19 protein-coding genes and 1 tRNA gene are annotated in these 22,470 nt (G+C 55.9%); 14 read left to right on the top strand and 6 right to left on the bottom strand.

Annotation, left to right across the window (positions count from 1 at the left end):
• Positions 1-73 precede the first annotated feature (73 nt).
• From DL88_RS14640 to DL88_RS14605, 8 genes are all read left to right on the top strand, one after another.
• Positions 74-952 carry an HpcH/HpaI aldolase/citrate lyase family protein gene (locus tag DL88_RS14640; RefSeq protein WP_034997636.1) on the top strand — a complete coding sequence of 293 codons (879 nt, stop codon included), beginning with the start codon at positions 74-76 and terminating at the stop codon, positions 950-952.
• A gap of 351 nt (positions 953-1,303) precedes the next feature.
• Positions 1,304-2,629 (top strand): COG4223 family protein, encoded by a 1,326-nt coding sequence (locus DL88_RS14635; protein ID WP_034997527.1) that lies wholly within the window; start codon positions 1,304-1,306, stop codon positions 2,627-2,629.
• A 212-nt stretch (positions 2,630-2,841) separates the two neighbouring features.
• Positions 2,842-4,335 carry a heme biosynthesis protein HemY gene (locus DL88_RS14630; RefSeq protein ID WP_034997523.1) on the top strand — a complete coding sequence of 498 codons (1,494 nt, stop codon included), beginning with the start codon at positions 2,842-2,844 and terminating at the stop codon, positions 4,333-4,335.
• A gap of 108 nt (positions 4,336-4,443) precedes the next feature.
• Positions 4,444-4,519, top strand: a tRNA-Thr gene (locus DL88_RS14625).
• 791 nt (positions 4,520-5,310) lie between these two features.
• Positions 5,311-5,517 carry a hypothetical protein gene (locus DL88_RS14620; RefSeq protein WP_156971126.1) on the top strand — a complete coding sequence of 69 codons (207 nt, stop codon included), beginning with the start codon at positions 5,311-5,313 and terminating at the stop codon, positions 5,515-5,517.
• 160 nt (positions 5,518-5,677) lie between these two features.
• A complete protein-coding gene (gene trpA, locus DL88_RS14615) occupies positions 5,678-6,514 on the top strand; it encodes a tryptophan synthase subunit alpha (protein ID WP_034997633.1) in 837 nt (278 codons plus the stop codon).
• A gap of 161 nt (positions 6,515-6,675) precedes the next feature.
• A complete protein-coding gene (gene accD / locus DL88_RS14610) occupies positions 6,676-7,560 on the top strand; it encodes an acetyl-CoA carboxylase, carboxyltransferase subunit beta (protein WP_034997517.1) in 885 nt (294 codons plus the stop codon).
• 10 nt (positions 7,561-7,570) lie between these two features.
• Positions 7,571-8,887, top strand: a complete 1,317-nt coding sequence (locus tag DL88_RS14605) for a bifunctional folylpolyglutamate synthase/dihydrofolate synthase (protein WP_034997515.1) — start codon at positions 7,571-7,573, stop codon at positions 8,885-8,887.
• A 64-nt stretch (positions 8,888-8,951) separates the two neighbouring features.
• Here DL88_RS14605 and DL88_RS14600 read toward each other — a convergent pair whose 3' ends face one another.
• Together DL88_RS14600 and DL88_RS14595 are read right to left on the bottom strand one after the other, a co-directional pair.
• On the bottom strand, positions 8,952-10,124 hold the full coding sequence (locus DL88_RS14600; protein ID WP_156971125.1) for a hypothetical protein: 1,173 nt from the start codon (positions 10,122-10,124) through the stop codon (positions 8,952-8,954).
• Between the two features lie 129 nt (positions 10,125-10,253).
• Positions 10,254-10,556 (bottom strand): hypothetical protein, encoded by a 303-nt coding sequence (locus tag DL88_RS14595; RefSeq protein WP_034997496.1) that lies wholly within the window; start codon positions 10,554-10,556, stop codon positions 10,254-10,256.
• A 284-nt stretch (positions 10,557-10,840) separates the two neighbouring features.
• On the opposite strand from DL88_RS14595, the gene DL88_RS14590 reads away from it, so the two are divergent.
• Together DL88_RS14590 and DL88_RS14585 are read left to right on the top strand one after the other, a co-directional pair.
• Entirely contained in the window at positions 10,841-13,390 is a 2,550-nt protein-coding gene (locus tag DL88_RS14590) for an ATP-binding protein (RefSeq protein WP_051956007.1), read from the top strand.
• A gap of 267 nt (positions 13,391-13,657) precedes the next feature.
• Positions 13,658-13,897 (top strand): Lrp/AsnC ligand binding domain-containing protein, encoded by a 240-nt coding sequence (locus tag DL88_RS14585; RefSeq protein WP_034997492.1) that lies wholly within the window; start codon positions 13,658-13,660, stop codon positions 13,895-13,897.
• A 179-nt stretch (positions 13,898-14,076) separates the two neighbouring features.
• Here DL88_RS14585 and DL88_RS14580 read toward each other — a convergent pair whose 3' ends face one another.
• From DL88_RS14580 to DL88_RS20850, 3 genes are all read right to left on the bottom strand, one after another.
• The gene (locus DL88_RS14580) at positions 14,077-15,039 is read right to left on the bottom strand and encodes a glycine--tRNA ligase subunit alpha (RefSeq protein WP_034997488.1); all 963 of its coding nucleotides are present in this window, start codon (positions 15,037-15,039) and stop codon (positions 14,077-14,079) included.
• 295 nt (positions 15,040-15,334) lie between these two features.
• Positions 15,335-16,111, bottom strand: a complete 777-nt coding sequence (locus DL88_RS14575; protein ID WP_051956006.1) for a tRNA1(Val) (adenine(37)-N6)-methyltransferase — start codon at positions 16,109-16,111, stop codon at positions 15,335-15,337.
• A 28-nt stretch (positions 16,112-16,139) separates the two neighbouring features.
• Positions 16,140-16,355, bottom strand: a complete 216-nt coding sequence (locus tag DL88_RS20850) for a hypothetical protein (RefSeq protein WP_245270868.1) — start codon at positions 16,353-16,355, stop codon at positions 16,140-16,142.
• Between DL88_RS20850 and otsB the strand changes: the two genes are divergently transcribed.
• From otsB to DL88_RS14555, 4 genes are all read left to right on the top strand, one after another.
• The gene (gene otsB / locus DL88_RS14570; protein WP_245270866.1) at positions 16,287-16,946 is read left to right on the top strand and encodes a trehalose-phosphatase; all 660 of its coding nucleotides are present in this window, start codon (positions 16,287-16,289) and stop codon (positions 16,944-16,946) included. The genes DL88_RS20850 and otsB overlap by 69 nt on opposite strands.
• Before the next feature lie 484 nt (positions 16,947-17,430).
• Positions 17,431-17,730, top strand: coding sequence for a hypothetical protein (locus tag DL88_RS14565; RefSeq protein WP_051956004.1), 300 nt, complete (start codon positions 17,431-17,433; stop codon positions 17,728-17,730).
• A gap of 546 nt (positions 17,731-18,276) precedes the next feature.
• The gene (locus DL88_RS14560; protein ID WP_051956003.1) at positions 18,277-19,434 is read left to right on the top strand and encodes a glycosyltransferase family 4 protein; all 1,158 of its coding nucleotides are present in this window, start codon (positions 18,277-18,279) and stop codon (positions 19,432-19,434) included.
• A gap of 74 nt (positions 19,435-19,508) precedes the next feature.
• Positions 19,509-21,692: an amylo-alpha-1,6-glucosidase gene (locus DL88_RS14555; protein WP_051956016.1), complete on the top strand. Its 2,184-nt coding sequence runs from the start codon at positions 19,509-19,511 to the stop codon at positions 21,690-21,692.
• A gap of 180 nt (positions 21,693-21,872) precedes the next feature.
• On the opposite strand, the gene DL88_RS14550 is transcribed toward DL88_RS14555, so the two are convergent.
• Positions 21,873-22,079, bottom strand: a complete 207-nt coding sequence (locus tag DL88_RS14550) for a hypothetical protein (protein WP_034997483.1) — start codon at positions 22,077-22,079, stop codon at positions 21,873-21,875.
• Positions 22,080-22,470 lie beyond the last annotated feature (391 nt).

Genomic DNA, 22,470 nt, shown 5'->3' with positions numbered 1-22,470 from the left:
CCGTTTGGTCGAGGATACCCTTGTTTCATTAGTGCATTGCAATAAAATGACGGGTGACGATCGGAGGTTCTTCATGTCGATTCGCCCCCGCCGGAGCTTGCTTTACGTTCCCGGCGACAATGGCCGCGCTCTCGAAAAAGCTCAAAAGCTGACCGCGGATGGTCTCATTTTCGATCTTGAAGATGCCGTTGCGCCTGATGCAAAGCCCGCCGCGCGCGATGCTGTCACGAGGGCTGTCGCGCTGCGCCTTTTTGGTGTGCGGGAAACCATCGTTCGGATCAATGATTACAATACGCCCTGGGGACGCGACGATATGTTTGCCGCCGCCGCCGCTGGGCCAGACGCTATTCTGATCCCCAAAGTGACCTGTCCAGGCGATATTATGCACGCCGCCAAGGACATGCGCGAGGCGGGCGCTCCCGATCACACGGCGCTTTGGGTAATGATGGAAACGCCACTCGCGATGCTGAACGCGGATTCCATCCTGCGCGCGGCTCTTGATCCCGCTTCGCGCCTCCGTGTCATCGTCATGGGCACGAATGACATCGTGAAGGAAACCCGGGCGCGGCTGACGCCGGGGCGGGCATCCATCATGACCTGGCTTTCGACCTGCGTCGTCGCGGCACGCGCCTATGGCGTGGAAATCATCGACGGCGTTTATAATAATTTCTCGGATGCCGAGGGGTTCCGGCAGGAATGCATCCAGGGACGCGACCTCGGCATGGACGGCAAATCGCTGATTCATCCAAGCCAGATTGCTGCGTGCAACGAGGTTTTCGCTCCCCCCGCCGAGGAAGTCCTGTGGGCGAACAAGGTCCTTTCGGCTTTCTCCGCGCCGGAAAATGCCGAGAAAGGAGTCCTGCAGGTGGAGGGGCGGATGGTGGAGCGGTTGCATGCCGAAATGGCGCGCCGGACGATTAAGATCGCGGAAGCGATTGCGGCGCTAGCGTAAGAAGCCGCTCGGTTCCGACGCTTTCCCAGACTCCTCACAAACCGGCGATCAACTTCGGAGCGCTGGAGCCCTGTCGCCTATGACTCTGCCGAAAAGCAGGGGGCACCTTTTCAACCGAAGCCCCTACAAGAAAAGTACGCTTTGCTTGAACAGATGGCGGATTGTGAATCGTGCCGCTTTTTACCGCGAGGCTTCTCCGCTGCAATTTCGCAAACGGGGATCGACACGCCAAATCGTGACATTACAGAGTCGCAAATTCCGATATCATGCGCGACATTCTTGGAAAGACGCGTGTTTTTTCCAGGATCTGTCGCGGCTTGGCTGAATGATGGTTCATGAGAGGGTGCGGGTATGGCCGATGAGAATGGCGATGGCGTCGAGGATAAGCCGTCCGCGTCCGGGACGGGCCGTGCGTTGCAACGGACCCCACCCATAATCGACGCGCAGGCGGAGGAAGCGAACGGCAAGCCTGAAAACAAAACCCTGCCGCCTTTCGAAGACCCTGAGTTGCAAAGCAAGAAAAGGACCCACCGCTCTTTATGGCCGGTTTTTTTTGCGATCTTGGGCGGCGCCGGTATCGCGCTCCTTGGTGAATGGGCTCTGATCACATTCGAACAGCCTAATAGCGTGTCGGTCGAAATCAGTAAGGATCTGCAGGGCGTGAAGGCTCGGCTTGCGGAGCTACAGCATGGTGCGGAGCACGCAGGGGAAACGACCCGGCATGATCTTTCGTCGCTTGAGGAGCGGTTTGCCGCGGTAGAGAATACTCTTGAGGGTCATACGCGAGCCTTGAACCAGATGCAGGAAGCGCAGCGCGCTGCCGGTACCTCGCCGACATCGCCGCAATCTGAAGCCGCTGCCGAGACATCTGCCGATCAATCAAACGCAATCGCGGCGAACCACCAGCAGATCGAGGCCATCGACCAACGGGTCGGCACCATCGAAGAGACCGTGACCGGACTTCGCGAGGAGATGCAGAAGGGGCAGCAGGAAATGACGGCCGCCCTGCAGGCGCATGATCCCCAAGCCTATGATGAACGCTTGAATCTGCTGGAGCAGCAGATCGGGACCCTGCAAAAGACGCTGGCACAGGCCAAGATCGATATCCGATTCCTGCGAGATACCCAGTCGGACGCGGCGGACAATCGGCGTAATCGGTTGGAAACTACGGCGATTCTGGCAAGCGCTCTCGTCGAGAAAATCCGTCGCGGCGGGCTTTCCTACAATGAGGATCTCGATGCGCTCGAAACACTTGGCGTCGACAAGGGACGGTTGAACGCGCTCCGCGCGGCGGCGAATACCGGTGTCGCGACACCGCGCGCTTTGCGCGATGAATTCGCCGCCTTGTCGAAGGGGCTGGTGGTGACGTCACCACCAGCCAAATCCGATGAAGGATTTCTCGAAAGGCTGGAACGGGATGCGTCGCAACTCGTGCGCGTCACACGGCTCGACGGCAAGGATTCGAAAGAATCTGGCAATATTGTCGCGGCGGTGACAATTGCGCTGGCCCGAGGCGAGGTGGACGAGGCGATGACGCTGTTGAACGATTTGCCGCCGGACGCACGCGTAAAGGCATCCACCTTCACCGCGGCATTACAGACGCGGATCGATGCCTTGCGTGAGGCGCGCGCGGTTGAAGCGGAAGCGGTTTCGACGCTTGGCCGGCAGAAATATTGATGGGGTTTTGGAGCAGTTCGGATGATGACGAACTGTCTGCGGGAGAAGGAAGTCTCGATATTTCTATCGCATGGCGTTCCCTCCCATTGCAAATGCTTCAGACCATGGTCGTAAGGGAAGATCATCCGCTTTTTCGCGAAACGTCCTGACTCGCTTTACCGCAATCGCTTTCTGAGCCGTCATGGCCAAAAGGCTGATCGAATGGAAACGGCATGCTGCGTGTCCTCCTTTTTCTGCTTGTGATCGGGCTTTTGGCGGTAGCCGCCGTATGGGTTGGCGACCAGCCTGGCCGTTTTCTATTGACCTGGCAGGGATATCAGATCGAAACATCGGCGCCGGTCGCAGCGGGGCTGATTGGTGCGGGCGCCCTTGCCCTCGCCCTTCTCCTCTGGTTCTTGGTGTCCATCGTCAATTTGCCAGCGACCTTCGCGCGGTGGCGAGAGGCACGCCGCAAACGCAAGGGGTATGAGGCTCTGTCACGTGGCATCGTCGCCGCAGGCGCCGGTGACGCGCGGCTCGCCAGTCAATCGGCTGTCGAAGCGCGGAAATATTTGCCGAAAGATCCGCTCTCGCTCGTTCTCGAGGCGCAGGCGGCGCAATTGGCCGGTGACCGGTCCCGCGCGCAACAGGCTTTCCAGCTGATGGAGAAACGGCCTGAAACCCGGCTTCTGGGGCTTCGCGGCCTTCACGCGGACGCCTTGCGGAATGACGACAGCGAGGCTGCTTATCATTTCGCCAGCGAGGCCCATAAAGAACATCCCCTGCCATGGTCGGCCAAGGCAGTGCTCGACGAACATATCCGCTCGAAGGATTGGGAAGGGGCCTACGCCATCCTCGGCAAGCAGATCGACGCCCAATTGGTCGATGAAAAGACCGGTCAGCGGCAAAAAGCGGTCCTGGAACTCGCCATGGCGGAGGAAAAAGAACTCTCCGCGCCGGACGAAGCCCTCTATCTTGGCCGCCAGGCAGTGCAACACGCACCGGATCTCGTACCGGCGATTGTTCTCGTGGCCCGTTTGTGGGGGCGTCGAAACGATGTGAGGCGGGCCGCAAAGCTGATTGAAAAGGAATGGCCGCAGATCCAACATCCCGACATCGCCCTAGCCTATCTTGATTTACGCCCGGGTGATTCGACTTTGGACCGGCTTCACCGCGCGCAGAGGCTCGCACGGCTCGCGCCCGAATCGGCCGAAAGCCAATTGATCGTGGCCGGAGCGGCCATTGCTGCGAAACAGTTTTCGCTCGCGCGGGAGACCATGCGCCTGCTTTTAGCCAGGGAAACCACCCCTTCTGTCAGAATGTGCCAATTGATGGCTGAGCTCGAAGAAGCGGAGAATGGTTTTTCGGGCTATGTGCGGGAATGGCTTTCCAAGGCGGCGCGTGCCCCTCGTGACGAGACGTGGGTGGCGACCGATGGTTATGTTTCGCCGAAATGGCTTCCGGCTTCTCCTGTCACCGGTCAATTGGACGCTTTCCGCTGGCAGCGCCCTGCTGAAAGATTGGCCGTGACTTTGGATGGAGCGGAGAAACTGGAAGAATCAGTGCCGCTTCTGAACGCCGAAAAACCTGAACTTGAAGAAGTGGGGGCAGAGAGCCCAGCGCAGCCAATCCTGCCGGAGCCGCCAAAGATCGGACAGGCCCTTGGTGCCACGCAACCGCCTCCCGTTTCGGCACCTCCTGTTCCTGATCACGACGGCACGCACTGAGCCCGGTGAATTGGAAGCGGAAAAGATGGGTTTTGATGTGCCGTCAGTTGCCAAGCCGACCCAAGATCGGTAAGAGATGGCTTAGGACGCATGACGCCCTTGGTTTTCGCCGCAATAGCTCAGCTGGTAGAGCATCTCATTCGTAATGAGGGGGTCGGGGGTTCGAATCCCTCTTGCGGCACCATACACTCAAGACGTTCCCATTAGAGTGTTGTCTACTCCGTATTTTGACTCCGGAGATGCTGCCCAGATTGACGATGTCACTCCGGGCATGGGAAATTCTCTTTGATCATCCTGCCTGTTCGGCCCAATGTGGTGGCAAACCGGCGGTCCTGGCCCCGGGACCGATAAGCGGTGAAATCTCTATCGGGAAAGCCTGTAGCGATTGCTCTGCCGGTTTTTCTGTTGATCATCGGTTTTGTTCGTAGCGATGCATCACAATATTCCTTCGAAAGATCATTGTTATTGATGCTATATGTATTGTCACTTCAGTATTGAATCGCAGTAAGATGTTGTTTTTGTTTTGACGTACTCAAATATGTTGAAACTCTATTTATGATCTACATGAGAGGGAAGGAAGCCGGTGAGGCGGCTGTACCGCGCGGACGCTTTTAGCCACTGAACTTGGAAGTGCGGCAAGTTGAACGATTTTCAACGCCAAAGTGCTTCGACTGAATCGACGATGGCTGGCGCTTTCATAGAAATGTGAATATAAAAATTATTTTACCAGAAAATATTACAAGTCTTCATTTTAAATTAGACAACATAAAAATTATCGCCACATATATTATGCAGAAAAATTCGTGTTATATTACAAAAACAACAACATATATTACGCATATTTAACGTAATGGTGGCATTTTATAAGGTAAATTCCCGCTTACCTTTGTTTTAAATACTTTCATTGATGTTGCTTTATGGAATTTGAGGTTTGCCATGCCCATTGTCGAGGACGACTTTCCTGAGAATCGGGTCATGTCGCAAGACGAACAACTGCTCGAAATGTTTTATCTTGCCGCCGATATCGATCATCTTTCCCGTCTTGCCATGCGTATGTGCTGTCCGGAAATGGCTCAGGCGCTCGCTCAAACGGCGTCGGATATTCTGGCTCTGGCGAGAATATCACGCGAAAAAGGCCTGACGCTGGGCAGGTCTGCCGAGGAGCCAGAGAACTCCCCTTGAACGATGATGCTGGCCTCGCTGCCCTTGGTGCATTTTACGCTCAACCTATTCCCTTGCATCGTTTTTGGTCGTATCGGTGAGGCGAAGACCGCCTTGCGGATGAACCCGCTGCTTCGCGCCCCTCTTGGGCGACAAACTTTGCAAGATTGATTTCATGGAAATAGCGACACGCATCGATCGTCGGTTCAAGGAATTGTCCGGGGAGGGCCGAGCCGGACTCGTGACCTTCGTGATGGCGGGCGACCCCGATCTCGCGACATCGCTCGAGATTCTGCACGCTCTGGTCCGCGCAGGCGCGGATATCCTTGAAGTCGGCATGCCTTTCACCGATCCGATGGCGGATGGCCCAGCCATTCAGGCAGCGGGTCTGCGCGCGCTCAACGCCGGCACGACCCTGCGCAAGACATTGGAAATGATTACCTCCTTTCGCAAATCCGACGAGACGACACCCATCATTCTGATGGGTTATTACAATCCGATCTATGTTTTCGGCGTCGAGGCCTTTCTGGTGGCGGCAAAGGCGGCAGGGGTGGATGGATTGATTGTCGTTGATTTGCCGCCGGAGGAGGATCAGGAATTATGCCTTCCGGCGCGGACGGCGGGTTTGAATTTTATTCGTCTTGCCACGCCGACGACGGATGATGCGCGATTGCCTGCCGTGCTCACCAATACATCGGGTTTTCTCTACTATGTGTCGATCACCGGCATTACCGGTGCGGGCGTGCCTGATTATGGCAAAGTCGCGGACGCTGTCGCAGCCATCAAGGCTCATACGAACCTGCCGGTCGCCGTCGGTTTCGGCGTCAAGAATGCAGAGAGCGCGAGGACGATTGCTCGTCATGCCGATGCCGTGGTCGTCGGCTCTTCCATCGTCGAAACCTTGCGCAAATCGCTCGATACCGAGGGAAGGGCTGGACCTGACAGCGTCACAGTTGTTGAAAAGTTCGTAGAGGAACTTGCCGAGGGTGTGAGAACCGCCATTGCCGCATCGGCATGAAATCCTTGTACCCGAACGAATTGCATAAGCCAGACGTGCGTTCAGAAAGAGTGTGGCGGTCATGCCTGCTGCCCATGATCTTTGCGATCCGCTCAAAGTGCGGCTTGCGCTCGCGTGACAAATCCATAAAGTCTTAGGCGGTTTAGCCGAGAGTGTGACGAATGAACTGGATTTCCAATGTCATGCCGCCGAGAATCCGCTCGTTTCTGCGGCGGGACACGCCGGAAAATCTCTGGATCAAATGCCCGGACAGCGGTGAACTGGTCTTTCACAAGGATCTGGAAGCCAATCTCTTCGTCATCCCGGGGTCGGGTTATCACATGTATATCGCGCCCAAGGCGCGTCTCGATGCCCTGTTCGATGGTGGTGTCTACGAATTGCTTCCAACGCCCGAGGTCCCGCTCGATCCGCTGAAGTTCCGGGACGTTAAACGTTATACCGACCGCATCAAGGAATATCGGCAGAAGACCGGAGCCGCCGATACGATCAAGCTTGCGACCGGCAAATTGCAAGGTTTCGACGTGGTCGCGGCCGTGCAGGATTTCGGTTTCCTTGGTGGCTCCCTGGGTATGGCAGCAGGTGAGGCGATCATTACCGGCATGCAGCAGGCGCTCGATCGCCAGGTGCCTTTCATCATTTTCACGGCCTCTGGCGGCGCCCGGATGCAGGAGGGCATGTTCTCTCTCATGCAGATGCCACGCACGACTCTGATGGTACAGGCTTTGCGCGAGGCGAAGATCCCCTATCTCGTCGTTTTGACCCATCCGACGACCGGCGGGGTGACGGCCTCCTATGCCATGCTGGGCGATATTCACATCGCCGAGCCGGGAGCCGTCATTGGTTTCGCCGGCGCGCGCGTGATCGAACAGACGATCCACGAACATTTGCCGGAAGGCTTCCAGCGTGCCGAATATCTTCAGGCTCATGGCATGGTCGATATGGTCGTACGGCGCCATGATCTTCCCTCGGTGCTAGCGCGCCTGTGTGCCCTGCTGACCGGAGCGCCGCGTCCCAGTCCGGTGCTTGCTCTTCCGGCGATTGCCTGAACCGCATTCCATGCAGAATTTAGATGCGCTGCTGGCACGATTGTTTTCGTTGCATCCCCAGCAGATCGAACTTTCGCTTGGCCGCATGCACCGTCTGCTTGCTGCCATGGGCTCGCCGCAAAAGCATTTGCCCCCCGTCATTCATGTCGCGGGCACAAATGGCAAAGGGTCCACCGTCGCCTTTTTGCGTGCGATTCTCGAGGCGGCCGGCAAAAGCGTCCATGTCTACACGTCGCCACATCTTGTGCGATTCAACGAACGGATCCGGCTCGGCTCGGCGACTGGTGGTCGTCTCGTTGATGATGAAGCGTTGGTGGAGGCGTTGCGCTTCTGTGAAAAGGTGAATGGCGAGGAGCCGATCACCTTTTTCGAGGCCACGACGGCAGTAGCCTTCCATCTTTTCTCACAAAATCCGGCGGATTATCTTTTGCTCGAAGTCGGCCTAGGGGGCCGTTTCGATGCGACGAATGTCGTTCCTGACCCTTTGAGAACCGTTCTGACCTCGGTTTCTCTGGACCATCAGGAGTTTCTCGGCGAGACGCTCGAAAAAATCGCCTTTGAGAAGGCGGGTATTCTGAAAGCCAGGGTGACGGCGGTCGTTGGGCCGCAACAGCCGCAGGTGCTTAAGGTTTTTGAGAGAGAAGCGGCGCGTTTGTCCGCCCCTTTGATGCAATCCGGCCGGGATTATGACGTTCGGGAAGAACATGGCCATCTGATCTTTGAGGACGAGCGCGGGCTGCTCGACCTACCCCTGCCACGTCTTGCCGGCCGTCATCAGCATGAAAACGCCGCCACGGCGATCGCCACCTTGCGCTCGCTTGAGCTCGCCTTGCCCTATTCCGCCTATCAACATGGAATAGCCCATGCCGAATGGCCGGCGCGTCTTCAGAATATTGCGAAGGGCCCCGTGATCCAGTTGGCGCCGGAGGGGGCGGAACTCTGGCTTGACGGTGGCCATAATGCCGATGGGGGAAGAGTCCTTGGTCAGGCTATGGCCGATTTCGAAGAAAAGACATCGCGGCCCCTCGTGCTGATCTGCGGTTCGCTTGCGAGCAAGGATATTGAGGGCTTCTTACATCCCTTCAAAGGGTTGGCGCAGGAAGTTCTGGCGGTCCCGGTCCATAGTGAACGCAAGGCGCGCCCCGCGGCGGAGATTGCTTCGGCGGCTCAGCAGGTGGGAATACAGGCTGCGGCCTGCGAAAGTGTCGAAGCGGCGCTTCGCTTCCTAGCGGTGCGCGACTGGCGTGTCGCGCCGCGTATCCTGATTTGCGGCAGCCTTTATCTCGCTGGAGAATTGCTGGCGCTCAACAATATGCCGCCAGCCTGATACTCTTTCGGATGGTTCTGAAAGAGTATCAGGATTATGCCGCCAAAAATCAGCGAAGGTTGTTTCAAGACTCCGACGGGCTGCGACCCAGGAGCTTGGCCATTTCTTCTTCCAGCGAATCCGTGATGTCGGCCGGTTTTTCTGCCGGTGCCGGTTTCTCCTCTGGCATTGGAGCGGGCTCCTGAGAGACGATCCGAGGCGTCTCTTGTGGTTCCTGGACGGCCAGCGGCGACGGAATGTTTTCTGCCGGGGAGGGGGAAGATTGTGGCGCTTGCGCCTCCGTCGTGGTCGTCGGTGCTGTTGTTTCCGGTGTGGAAAGGGGGGCCGCAGAGGGTGGTGCCGACGGTCCGCCTGCCTTCTGCTCGGCTGTCGCCAGCCGGGAGGGCAGGGGTCTCAGAACCGGCGTGGTGATCGGCGCTCTTGGAAAAGCCGCTGCGGGGCTGACCGGCTGGCCGGAGGCTGTCTGTCCCTGGTCGCGGGCCGCGACGACTCGGTTTCCGAGCGTGCCGAGGGGAGGCAGCGGCCGCTTGGGCGGCATCGGATAAGTCGGCGTGCGCGGGGGCATCGTCGGAGGTGCAGGTGTGACGCGTGGCGGCGGCGGTACCGGCCGCTCACCGGGTTCCCTCCGCGGAGCCTGGGCGAATTGTGGTTGCGGGATGGACGGTTCGCTGGCCGGTGGAAATTCCGGAGGGGGCGGACTGGCGCGATAAACCGGTTCGGGAGGTGGCGGCGCGGGCTCGATGCCGGGTGTCACCACGACGGTCCGTTCGCCTGCAAGGGGAAACTCGACGGATTGATCCGAGCTCCAGCTTTGTCCCGGGATGGGGACGCCAGTTTGAGACCCGAAGGCCGGGGATGGCGACGCGCCAGGCGGCATGGAGTTCGCCGGCCAGGGGATTCCGTTGCGGAGCGGTAAACTAGGCTCTCTCGCCTCGTTTTCACGCGCGCGACCTTCGATCCGGATGATTTCCGCTTCGATGAGCAGATCGTTTGGGCCACCGACCATGATGAGATGTTCGGTATTGTCGCGGCGGACGATCAGCAGCTGGCGCTGGCGATCGAGGTCGAAGGCTTCGACAAGGCCGAGCCGTTGCTGACGTGTCCTTCCGCCCGGCAACCGCACCCTGCGGCCGAACGCCAGCCGGAAGATCAAGAGAATCAGTACGACCGCGATCAGGAAGGTGATCAGCGCCGCAGCATACATCAAGGTCCTGGATTCGAAGAATTGCTCGGTCAAGGCCTGTATCGACAGTTGATTGAGGATGAGAACCGGTTTCGGCGGCGAATGAAACGCTTTTATCTGTGCTCCGATTAAGATCAACCGACTTTGAAAGCTAGAGCACAATCACAAAAAGACGGTGCCTGATCACCAGCCCGGAGTCACGACATTTCCGGGACCCTCGGGATGAAAAGGGCTGGCGCCAAGCCCCATCCGGCCGGCTGTCCCCGAATTATGGTAGATTTGGCGGCGATAGACATCCACCGGGATCGAGGAACTTGGAGCGGATCCATTGGCCTGCGGGCGTCGCATGGTCCGTGGCAGAGTCTGGACCTCGCCATAGGCTGGATGCCAGGCGTCGAGAAAAGCTTCGGATGCGAGCAGGCAAAAAGCGAGAAGAGCGAGGGCAAATGCGGAGGTCTCGCTTTTACGAAGCAGGCGTAATTCCATGGATTCCTCTCTCGGTACGATCGCCTTGGTTGAGAATAGGCAAGCCTCGCGTCAGGAAACTATCATTTAATCTTGGAATTGGTGACGTCCGAAAATTGATCACCAACCTTTTGCGGCCATGATGGTTGAAAGGTGGAAATTCTTCCGTGTTTAGAAGCATGTGCCATGCGAGACCGGCTTGATATCGCCGCTGATAAGAGATCCTTGGTAAATTTCGGTTAATTGCTCGCACAAGGGTCGAATCTGCAAGCGATTCATGTGTCTCGAGACGAGGTGATATTTTCATGGACGATCTAAGAACGCCAGTGATCGTCGATCGGTTCGGAAATGGGCGAACCATTCTGATTTTACTCACCGGAATTCTCGCTGCGGTCTTCGCATTGCTTCTCCTTCCTCGCGAGCATGCGGCCATGCTTGCAGAGGCCTGCCTCATCCTTCTTGCAGTGCTCGGCATCTTGGCGACATACGCCTATGCCGCCGGCTTCCTGCACTTTGATCGAGAGGTCGCGGGCACTCAGAATTGGCGAGATTTCCTCTTTGAGAATTATCCCGATGGGCTCGCAATAGCGGATCAGCACGGAAAGATCCTTTTTGCCAATGCTGCCTATCTGGCGTTGGCCCGCGCGGCAAATGGGCTATGCGACCCTGATCGCCTTTTCTCAAAGCATCCGGAGGTCGCACAAACTCTTTACCGATTGGCCCAGATAGCACGTCTGAATGGCAAAGGTTCCGAGGATGTGCGTGTCGCTTCAAGGGACGGGGAGGAACCCGGTCGATGGTATCGAATCGCTTTGCATCCGATGGGACGGGCGCCGGCTGGCCGAGGCGATGACGCTCTTCTTAACCTGTGGGTTTTCTCCGATCTCACTAAGGAACGTGAGAACCGGGATGATATCGGCAGAGACATTCTTAGGGGCGATACCTTTGCTGATCATATTCCCGCAGGCTTTTTCGCTTGTGACCGCAGTGGGAAAATCATTGGCATGAATGCCGCCATGGCAGGCTGGCTCGGCAGGAATCACCAGTCCCGGCAGCAGCTATCGTCGATGCTGGACGGGAATGAGGCGCGACCGTCTGCTGAGGATGCCGCATCGCTTTTCTCTCCGAAAGACGCATCGCTGTTCCTCCTCAATGATCTCCACGGGGCTGACGGCGAAGCGCGGGAGGATCGATTTGAGTCCGAACTGAAACGGGAAGACGGGCAGGTACTGCCCGTCATTTTGTTGCGGCGAGTGGAATTCGATAATGGAGGAGCGTCCATCGGATCGTGGACGCTGGTACTGAAACGCGAGCCAGAGCTCGCAAAGGTCCCTTTGCCTGACAAGGGAGAGATCCGTTACGCACGGGTCTTCGACACGACTCCCATTGCCATCGCGATCGTAGACCACGAGGGGCGAATCTTGCGCTCCAACGCAGCCTTTGCCCGTTTCATGCCGGAGGCTTTAAAGCGCGACGATCGCGGAGAAGCGCGCACGGTACAATCGGCCATCGTCGAACGGGACCGGTCTCTGCTTGATGACGCGATCCACGCGGCGCGGGAAGGGAAGGGGGACACAGCTCCGCTTGATGTGACGTTGTCCGGCCCAGGTGAGCGTTCGGCCAGGCTTTTCGTGGCGGGTTTCGACGCAGGGGAGGGCGGGGCCACCATCTACGCGCTGGATACGACGGAATTGCGCACATTGCAGAATAATTTCGCGCAATCCCAGAAGATGCAGGCGATCGGCCAGCTAGCCGGCGGTGTCGCGCATGATTTCAACAATGTTCTGACTGCCATTATTGGCTATTCCGATCTTCTGCTCGCCAATCAGCGTCCGACCGATCCTTCGTTTCAGGATATTATGCAAATCAAGCAGAACGCCAATCGGGCGGCGGGTCTGGTGCGTCAATTGTTGGCTTTTTCCCGCCGCCAGACTTTGCGGCCGCAGGTTATCCAACTCGGTGACGTGCTGTCCGATCTGCATATGCTGCTGCGTCGCCTGGTCGGGGAAAAGATCGATCTTGATCTGCGCCACGGACGCGATCTCTGGCTGGTCAAGGCGGATCTCAATCAATTCGAACAGGTTATCGTCAATCTCGTCGTCAATGCCCGTGACGCCATGCCGGAAGGCGGCCGGATCAGTCTCCGTACACGCAATATCGAGCCGCAGGATTGTGTAGCCTTCAGTGAACAATCCCTGCGGCCGGGTGAATATGTCCTGATCGAGGTCGAGGACAATGGACATGGCATTCCTGATGATGTGAAGGATAAGATCTTCGAACCCTTCTTCACGACGAAGGAAGTCGGCAAAGGCACGGGCCTTGGCCTTGCCATGGTCTATGGCATCGTCAAACAGACGGGTGGAACGGTTTTTTGCGACAGTACCATTGGTAGCGGTACGACATTCTCCATTCTGCTTCCACGCTACAAGGAAGAAGAGCGCAGCGACGCACCAACGATCGAAACACGCAAACCGGCTCCGGATCTGACAGGCCGTGGAACCATTCTGCTTGTTGAGGATGAGGAAGCCGTCAGGGCTTTCGGCGCGCGCGCCCTGACATCGCGAGGCTATACCGTCCTGCAGGCGAGTTCGGGTCTTGAGGCGCTCGATGTCGCCGAAGAGAACGCCGACTCGATTGATCTCGTCGTCTCCGATGTTGTCATGCCGGAAATGGACGGCCCGACCATGTTTGGTGAATTGCGTAAACGCGGTATCAAGGCGAAAGTGATTTTCGTATCCGGTTATGCGGAAGAAGCCTTCGCCAAGAACCTGCCCGAGGGGGAGGATTTTGGTTTCCTGCCGAAACCGTTTTCGCTGAAACAATTGATCGAAGCGGTCAAGGGCCACATGACCTGAGCGGTATCAGCTTTGCTGAAATTGTTCTGCGGGACGTGGTCTCTTAGGGAAACTGGCAGATCAAATGGGACATCTTCTGATAAAGATCTCTTCGTCTCGCTTTATGTACTGATCGGCTTCTATCAGAATATATCTGGACGTCTTCGATCTGCGCAGAATATCAATCTTGCCGAGGAGCACCGATCAAATCCGTGTCGATCTTGCTCACGATAATCGGACTTTCCGATCGACCCTCTTGTGAGGCTTTATAGTTGAAATGAGCTGTTGATGCAGACATTCTTCGTTGAAATCAAATGCGCGCTGGGCCGCACTTATGATGTTGCAAATGCTTTGGCCCAAGCGGAAATCGCATCGGAAATCTATTCGACTGCCGGGAGCTACGACATTCTGGCAAAATTCTATGTAGGGGAGGACGTGGATATCGGCCGTTTTATTGGCGAACATCTGCATGGCATCGACGGCATTGTCGATACATGCACCATTATCACATTCAAGGCATTTCGTTAGAATCATCCGGAATCTCGAATGATCTTGATGTGTGCGGGATGTTTTATGGAACAATCACCACATCCATCCGGAAAGAGTTCACCGCCTCCCGGAAAAATCTGATGGGCTCGCCGTGAAGGCGAGCGCTACTCATACATGCGATCCATTAGGGCCCGTCTGTCGGGATATGTGCTATGCTTTCAGGCAGTGCCTCCGCCGCCGGCCGTCTTGAGCCAAGCGGCTCCACAGGCTTTGGCGAGATCGCGGACGCGAAGAATATAGCTTTGGCGTTCTGTGACGGAAATGACTCCTCGTGCATCGAGGAGATTAAAAATGTGGGATGCTTTGATACATTGATCGTAGGCTGGCAGCACGAGGCTCTTGCCGGTTTTCTCGGCCTCGATCAGAAGCAGACGACAGGTCGTTTCGGCATCCTTGAAATGTTGAAAGAGCAGATCTGGATTGGAACTCTCGAAATTGTATCGTGAATATTCCTGCTCCGCTTGCAGGAAAATGTCACCATAGGTGACCTTCTCCTCTCCCTCCCGGCCATTGTAATTCAGATCCATGATACGATCGACATTCTGCAGATAGCAGGCGAGCCTTTCGAGCCCATAGGTCAATTCGCCCGAGACGGGAGCACATTCAACGCCCGCGACCTGCTGGAAATAAGTAAATTGCGAGACTTCCATGCCGTCGCACCAACATTCCCAACCAAGCCCCCAGGCGCCGAGCGTCGGGCTTTCCCAATCATCCTCGACGAAGCGGACATCATGAAGGAGCGTGTCGATGCCGATTGCCTGCAGGGATTGCAGATAGAGAGCCTGCAAATCGGGCGGTGATGGCTTCAGAATGACCTGAAATTGATAATAATGCTGCAGGCGGTTTGGGTTTTCGCCGTAGCGACCATCTTTCGGCCGGCGGCAAGGCTGCACATAGGCGGCCTTCCATGGTTTCGGACCGAGAGATCGCAGCGTCGTCGCCGGATGGAAGGTACCCGCGCCAACTTCCATATCGTAGGGTTGCAGGATCACACAGCCCTGGCTCGACCAGAAATGCTGCAGGGTCAGGATCAAACCTTGAAAGGAACGGGTCGGATCAAGCGACGGGAGCCTGTCCCCTTCGGATTCTGGAGAAAGAGTGGAAACGGTCGAGGACTGCATTTGTGCACCAGCAGACTGAAATGTTGTTTCCCATGCCGTATGACGGCTGAAAAAGAGAGTTGTTGGCTCCTACAATGGCGAGTGGGGCTTGGGCAAGTGGAGCTTGCGTAAGTAGCACTTGGGTAAGCGGAGTTTGGGCACCAGGCGCACGCCAGGTCGCACGCTAAGTCGCGAGCGTCTAACCCTAGCAGCTTGGATAGCTCTGATCCCCCGACCTGATAGGCATCAAATCATCTCGCGACACCTATCGTGTCAGCAGGTCATCTTCCCATATCTCCATCCTCTCGGGCCAGCGTCATGGCCAGGGGATGAAGGCTTCACCGCGATGAATGGCATCCGCAATCTCGGTGAAATGTCCCTCATTTTGGAGGATGAGCGGGGGAGCTATGGAAAAAGGGGCGCGGCTACCCTTTCGAGCCCGGATGAGGATTCTTTTCGCGTAAGAGTTTGCGCCGGAATGCACAGGGAGAATGGTGATGGCGCCCGCGCGTCCTGAGCAAGCGCCGAGGATCGTGGCGAGCATTTCCGGTCGATGGATCATGAAAAATAGACCGTGGGGTGCAAGAAGGGAGAGGCTCGCCACGATCCACCGTTCCAATGGGCGAGGCCCGCTCTCTTCCATCATCGCGGCTTGCCGCCGCGCGGCATTTTCCGGCATGCGTGATCGCGCCGGATCATAATAAGGTGGATTGGTGATGACGAGATCCGCAGCTCCGTTCAGGAGATTGGCTCCCCTGCGGGACGATAGCGAGAGCAGATCGGCATGATGGACCATTCCACGATCATCGATCCGGTTGGTTCGTAAATTTTCGGCTGCAAGTTGGGCCGCTGCTTCATCGATCTCGACGAGGCCGATGGTGAGTGCTGGTCGCTTTAAGGCTAAAGCCAAACCGGCGGCGCCAACGCCTGCGCCAAGGTCAAGAGCATGACCTGAAAAATCAGGAGGGGGGGCGGCGGCGAGCAAGATCGCATCGGTTCCGGAACGGTGTCCTTTGCGTGGTTGTCGCAGAGACAGAGAGCCGCCGAGAAATTGATCCGTCGTCGTGTCGCAATCGGTCAAGGATTTGTGCATTCTGCCCTAATAATTACACTTTTGGAATCTAACGTTTTCTGCCGTTGCGCAATCGCGGGTTTCGCCGATGCTTGAACCGTTCGCAATCAACGAACCGACGCATTCGACCCCTGAGTTTTTGGAAGGATTGCTGGCGCACGGCAGGAATGCCTTTTTCTTCGACGTTGATGGAACGTTGCTCGATATCAAGCCTGAACCTGGCGATGTCATTGCCGGCGAAACCTTGAAAACGGATTTGATTCATCTGGCCCAATGCGCGAGTGGCGCGGTGGCGCTTGTCAGCGGACGCAAGATTGAGGATCTCGATCGGATTTTCTTTCCTCTCACTCTGCCGGCCGCAGGAATGCACGGCGCACAGTTACGCCGTTCCGATACGATCGAAATTTTGGTCTCGGATGAGAATATAAGAAAGGCACGGCCGGAGGTAGAGGGTTTCGCCGCGCGGTTTCCCTCGCTCTTCCTTGAGGATAAGGGGATGACGCTGGCCGTGCATTTTCGTAAATGTCCGGAACTTTCCGAGATCGTACGCGTTGAACTCTCTGTAATTGGGTCAAAGTATGGGTTGGCGCTACAGGAAGGGAAGATGGTCGTCGAATTGAAGCCAGATTTGTTCGATAAGGGAACCGCGATTAAAGCTTTCCTTGCCGTTTCCCCTTTCATGGGCCGAAAACCGGTCTTCTTCGGCGATGATCTTACGGATGAAAAAGGTTTTGATGTCGTCAATGCCTTTGGGGGTGTGACCGTCAAGATTGGTGCCTCTTCCATGAGGACAAGCGCGCGTTACCAGCTTTCCGACCCGGAAGATCTGCGTTTGCTCCTGCGTCAAATACGTTAGACGAGTATCATCCCGACAAGCGTTGTACTTCAATTATACTGGAGTGGTTCGCAAAGAATTCACGCCAGTATTCTAGAGCGTTGCCGTGCCGTTGCGTTTGCACCTGAAAACGGCGATAGGCGGTGTTTTCTTGTCTTCGAAAAGATTGGATCGGAAAGCTTCTCAAAGCTCTCTCGAGCTGAAAGGTTTTAAGTTAAAACCAGAGTGTTCACCGATGCTCCTGAGATAGTCGACAAAGAAGGTTGAGTATTTTCAAGACATTTGGTTGGGTCGCGATTGCTCTCGATGCGAGAATGGTCCAAGGGACGAATGCCCTGGGATGTGCGAGGATTGCGTTGTATAATTTTGTTTAATATTTAAATTAATGCATGTGTAAAAACCGTAATTGTCATTTTATCTTTGTGTTCGTCGATTAAGCTCATCACGCTATAAAGTGTTCAGAATAATAGTCGGACAACCGCCACCATTCGATTTGGGAGGGATTATGTCGTCGATAACGGAAATCCTGCGGAATTGTTCGCATGAAAAGGTTGCTCAGGCGGCGGTCGCGTCGCTTGGCTATTCCTTTGCGCGTAAAGTGGAAGCCGCAGCCTGCGCCAAAGGCATGTCGATTGGACGTTTCACAGCGGAAATCGTGGACAATTTCGACCGGTTTTCGGATCATCGCCGGAAGGATGCGCTCGGAGAAGCCATGAAGGGCGCTGATCAGCCGATCCTCATCGGGTTGCAGCATATTCTGGAACCTGTCGTTGAGCAGACAGGCGTCAGTGAAAAAGGCTGTTGATCTGTCGCCATCCTCAAGCTCAAACCATTCAAACCTCTTCTTTCAAATGCCGGCGGCCGGATTTTCGGAGCCGGCATTGCCGTTTCAAGCGTCCATTACAGAGCATACAAAAGAGATGAGTTTGATCCATCGGCCTCTGCTCGGGGCAGGACCTGTTCTGCAACCCCTTTCGCCTCACATCGGCGGGACATTGCTGTTTCGAAAGAGGAACTAATCGTGAGGTCTCCCGTTCGTTTGGCAACGGGCGGGAACGATAAAGATTCCTGGCGGGTATCTTTCAACAAGCTTGGTCTCACATCAGCGAGAACGGGGCCGCCGCCGGTGGACATGCGTTGGAATTCTGCCGCGCGGTTCCAATAGGGTTCATTCGTCCAGGCTCGTTCGTCTAGGGGTGGATACAAAGCTTTTTTTGTCATCCGCGATCAACATCGATACCTGCGGCAGAAAATCGGTATTTCTTTAAATCGCGACGAATCCTGTCCAGCAGAATTCGGGGTTTGAAGAGAACGAACGCGGAATAAGCAAGAAGAACAGGAAACGCATAAGATGAGGATCGCGCAGGTTGCTCCGCTTTTTGAATGCGTGCCGCCAAAATTTTATGGGGGGACGGAGCGCATCGTCTCTTATTTGACGGAGGAATGCGTTGCCAGAGGTCACGAGGTAACATTGTTTGCTTCAAGCGATTCCATCACATCGGCGAGGCTCGTTTCCTGTTGCGACAAGGCTCTTCGGCTTAATCCGGATGTCAGAGACTGGATACCCCATCATATTAGCATGCTTGAGCAGGTACGCTCCTGTGCGCACCATTTCGATATTATCCACTTCCACATTGATCTGCTTCATTATCCCTTGATTCACGAAACCCGACTGAATGGGGTGACGACTTTGCACGGCCGGCTCGACATGCCGGATCTTTGGCCGCTTTATCGGTTGTTTTCGGACATTCAGTTCATTTCAATTTCCGATGCTCAACGCGGACCGATGCCCTACGTCAATTGGGTCAAGACAATTCATCATGGCCTTCCTAGCGCGCTTCTGCCGTTTCAGCCTTATCCGAAAGGCAATTATCTTGCGTTTCTCGGCAGGATCGCCCCCGAAAAGGGGCCGGAACACGCGATTGAAATAGCCGTCCGTTCAGGGATGAATCTGAAGGTTGCTGCCAAGATCGATAAGGCGGATGAAGCCTATTGGCATGAGGTGATCGCGCCGATGATCGCGCGTCACCCGAACGTCGAATATATCGGCGAGATTAATGAACGACAGAAAGCCGAGTTTCTCGGTAATGCGGCGGCACTGCTGTTTCCAATCGATTGGCCCGAACCCTTCGGCCTCGTGATGATCGAGGCCATGGCTTGCGGCACTCCGATCCTCGCCTTCCGCCGCGGTTCTGTTCCGGAAGTGATCGATAACGGACAATCGGGGTTTATCGTCGACGATATTGGGGCTGCTGTGCAGATTCTATCCGCGGTTCTCGCGCTTCCACGCTCAGGCGTCCGCGATTGTTTCGATCGGCGGTTTACGGCGCGCCGTATGGCGGAAGATCATCTGGCGCTCTATCAGACGCTGCTTGATGCGAAAGGGGAGCTGAAACGGTCACTCGCTGAGGACCGTCCACGTGAACCGCGCAGAAGACGGAATCCATTCAGGCATCAGATCCTGAAAGGAAAGCCGGAAGAAGATCAAATCATTCAGGAAACCATGTAGCTCTTGTGCGTAAACGGGGCACATGAGCGGGAAATACTTTTCAAGGTATGGCCATGCCAGCGCTATCCGATAGAATGATCGGTGAAGTCTTGGCGAGCGACGAATGTCATGCGGCGCAATTCTATATTCCGGCGTCGGTGTCGCTTCAGGAGCTGCAGCCGCGCACGCTGAAACATAACGATACATTCGCTGTTTTTGATCATTATGGCGATATCGCCGTCGCGGGTGGCGGTACCGAGGGGCTGTTCCATCGCGATACCCGTCATCTGTCGAAGCTCATGTTGACTCTTGGCGGCGCGCGCCCCATGTTGCTCAGTTCGACCATCTGCGATGATAATGCCTCGCTCAATTGTGACCTCGCCAATCCGGATATTTTCAATAAGGATGGAAACATCCTGATCGGTCATGATCTGCTACACCTGAGGCGTTCGAAATTTCTGTGGCAAGGCACCTGTTTCGAGCGAATTTCCGTGCGTAATTATGATGAGCAGGTGCAGAGAGTAGAATTGGCTCTGCATTTTTCCTGCGATTTTGCCGATCTGTTTGAAGTACGCGGCGTGCGGAGAGACAGGCGTGGAAAGTTCGAGCTTCCCTGCGTCGAGCCCGACGGCGTAACGCTCTCCTATTTGGGGCTTGATGGTGTGCGGCGTATAACACGCCTGCGCTTTGAACCGCGACCGACCCGGATCGGCCCGGATTACGTTTTCTTTGATTTTTCTCTCGTGAGCCGTGAACGGCAGATCATCTTCACGGAAATCAGCTGCGCGGATCTGCCAGCCAGAAAGGCGCGAGATGCCTTTCTTTTCGCCTTGCGCGATTCGCGCCGCGCATCGCGAGCGGCCATGCGCCAGGCAGTAGCGGTGACGACTTCCAATGAAATCTTTAATGAGGCGGTGCGTCGCGCAATTTCGGATCTCTATACGCTTGCGACGAATGTTCCTGAGGGCCTCTATCCCTATGCTGGCATTCCCTGGTTCTCCGCCGTTTTTGGACGGGACGGGATCATCACCGCAATGCAGACCCTCTGGCTTGATCCCACCATTGCGAGGGGCGTTTTACTGCATCTCGCTGCCAATCAGGCTTTGGTTGAGGATGCTGCTTCAGATGCAGAGCCGGGCAAAATCCTGCATGAGGTTCGATTTGGCGAAATGGCGGAGTGCGGGGAGGTTCCTTTCCGCCGTTATTATGGCAGCGTCGATTCGACACCCCTCTTTGTTCTACTGGCCGGTGCTTATTTCGAGAGGACCGGCGATATCAAGACGGTGACACATTTGTGGCCGCATATCATGCGTGCTCTCGAATGGATCGATTCCTGGGGCGACCGTGATGGCGATGGGTTCGTGGAATATCATCGGCAGACCGATGATGGTCTCGTGAACCAGGGCTGGAAGGATAGTTACGATTCGATTTTTCATGCCGACGGCACGTTGGCGGAGGGGCCAATCGCCTTGTGTGAGGTGCAGGCCTATGTTTATGGAGCTCGGCGGGCGGCTGCCATGATTGCCGGACGTCTCGGGCAAAGCGAGTGCTGCTCGCTTCAAAACGCCAAGGCTGACGATCTTTATCGTCGATTCGATGATGTGTTCTGGCAGGATGATATAGGTACTTATGCGATTGCGCTCGATCGTTTGAAGCGGCCGTGCCGCGTCAAAAGTTCCAACGCAGGACAGGTTTTGCTGACCGGGCTTGCACGGCCGGAGCGTTCGGAGGTCCTGATCGCCAATCTCATGCGTGGCGAATTTTTCTCAGGCTGGGGCATCCGGACGATCGCCAACGCCGAGCCGCGCTATAATCCGATGAGTTATCACAACGGCTCGGTCTGGCCCCATGATAATGCACTGATTGCCAGGGGCTTCGCCCGTTATGGTCATACACAGGCGGTGGCACGCCTGTTTCATGGATTGTTCGAAGCGTCGATTTACATCGATTTGAGGCGTTTACCGGAATTGTTCTGCGGTTTCGCTCGCCGCCGCCGCCAGGGACCGACCTTCTATCCGGTCGCCTGCACTCCTCAGGCCTGGGCAGCCGCCGCGCCTTTGTCCTTGCTGCAATCATGTCTGGGGCTGCGATTCGATCCGCAGCAATGCCATGTCATATTCGAGCGCCCGATGCTTCCCGATTTCCTCGATGAGGTGACTTTGCACGGGCTCGCAATTTCTGGTGCGCGAATAGACGTGAAAATCTGCCGCGCCGACCGGGAGGTCGCGATTCACGTTCTGGAACGTGAGGGAAAAGTCCAGCTGGTGACGATCAATTGAAGCGTGGGCTAGGTCGCCGTTCCTCGCTGCGCTTTGCTTACCCCGCAACCGCATTTTGATGTTGGATGGAAGGGGAAGCTAGGCACCCATGCCAAGCTTCGCGACTTCCAATTCCAATGACGGCAACGCTCAGGGAACGCTTTTCGTGCTCTGATGGAGGCCGGAGGCGTCTCGCTTTTCTCAAGAGACCGGCATCTGGTTGCTATCGAGCTTGCGCGCCGCAGCATCGGAAATCTGCCATTCCTCTAGCAAAGAAATTTTTCGAAAAAATTTTCCGCGAAATTGCACGCCGACCCTCTCGCTGGCGCTTTGCCTGTCATAAATAAGCCATTGAAAATCAATATAAATGGCCCTTTCCAGCTCATCCCTGAAGAAAGGGTTTGACATTGGGGGAGGGGTGGTTCTATAAGGCGTTCATCGACGGCGGCGCTGCTGAAGAGGCGGCTGACGCGGGACGTTATCTCCTGAATGATTGGGTGAAGGATCGCCCGGCTGAGAGGCTGGGTGGTTTGGCGTCTCTGAGTTAGAGGGTTTATGTACCCTTGTTTGCTGGATTAGCTGTTTGACAATTGAATCGGAAGAAAGAGAAACGTGGGCGGCGGGGTCCTTGCGGCCTGACCTTTGAAGGGGAACCTTTGAGGTGTTGGGTTGAGAAAGAACTCTGGCGGTCACGGATCAAGTTCACCGAGTTTGGAGCTTTAAGCTTTGAACGGGTGTGCTTGGGACTCGTCGAGAGAGCTGCTGAGAAGCGGCTTTTACGTAGTGACCAGCCGGCATT

Source organism: Beijerinckia mobilis (assembly GCF_000745425.1).
Taxonomy (GTDB): Bacteria; Pseudomonadota; Alphaproteobacteria; order Rhizobiales; family Beijerinckiaceae; genus Beijerinckia; species Beijerinckia mobilis.
This window is presented reverse-complemented; position numbering and strand designations above follow the sequence as displayed.

Excerpts from the sequence above, each read along its gene's own strand:
- DL88_RS14640 (WP_034997636.1), top strand. The coding sequence starts at position 74 with ATGTCGATTCGCCCCCGCCGGAGCTTGCTTTACGTTCCCGGCGACAAT.
- DL88_RS14635 (WP_034997527.1), top strand. The coding sequence starts at position 1,304 with ATGGCCGATGAGAATGGCGATGGCGTCGAGGATAAGCCGTCCGCGTCC.
- DL88_RS14630 (WP_034997523.1), top strand. The coding sequence starts at position 2,842 with ATGCTGCGTGTCCTCCTTTTTCTGCTTGTGATCGGGCTTTTGGCGGTA.
- DL88_RS14620 (WP_156971126.1), top strand. The coding sequence starts at position 5,311 with ATGTCGCAAGACGAACAACTGCTCGAAATGTTTTATCTTGCCGCCGAT.
- accD (WP_034997517.1), top strand. The coding sequence starts at position 6,676 with ATGAACTGGATTTCCAATGTCATGCCGCCGAGAATCCGCTCGTTTCTG.
- DL88_RS14605 (WP_034997515.1), top strand. The coding sequence starts at position 7,571 with ATGCAGAATTTAGATGCGCTGCTGGCACGATTGTTTTCGTTGCATCCC.
- DL88_RS14595 (WP_034997496.1), bottom strand. The coding sequence starts at position 10,556 with ATGGAATTACGCCTGCTTCGTAAAAGCGAGACCTCCGCATTTGCCCTC.
- DL88_RS14590 (WP_051956007.1), top strand. The coding sequence starts at position 10,841 with ATGGACGATCTAAGAACGCCAGTGATCGTCGATCGGTTCGGAAATGGG.
- DL88_RS14585 (WP_034997492.1), top strand. The coding sequence starts at position 13,658 with ATGCAGACATTCTTCGTTGAAATCAAATGCGCGCTGGGCCGCACTTAT.
- DL88_RS14580 (WP_034997488.1), bottom strand. The coding sequence starts at position 15,039 with ATGCAGTCCTCGACCGTTTCCACTCTTTCTCCAGAATCCGAAGGGGAC.
- DL88_RS14575 (WP_051956006.1), bottom strand. The coding sequence starts at position 16,111 with ATGCACAAATCCTTGACCGATTGCGACACGACGACGGATCAATTTCTC.
- DL88_RS20850 (WP_245270868.1), bottom strand. The coding sequence starts at position 16,355 with ATGAATCAAATCCGTTTTCAAGGTTTCGCCGGCAATGACATCGCCAGG.
- DL88_RS14565 (WP_051956004.1), top strand. The coding sequence starts at position 17,431 with ATGTCGTCGATAACGGAAATCCTGCGGAATTGTTCGCATGAAAAGGTT.
- DL88_RS14560 (WP_051956003.1), top strand. The coding sequence starts at position 18,277 with ATGAGGATCGCGCAGGTTGCTCCGCTTTTTGAATGCGTGCCGCCAAAA.
- DL88_RS14555 (WP_051956016.1), top strand. The coding sequence starts at position 19,509 with ATGATCGGTGAAGTCTTGGCGAGCGACGAATGTCATGCGGCGCAATTC.
- DL88_RS14550 (WP_034997483.1), bottom strand. The coding sequence starts at position 22,079 with ATGTCAAACCCTTTCTTCAGGGATGAGCTGGAAAGGGCCATTTATATT.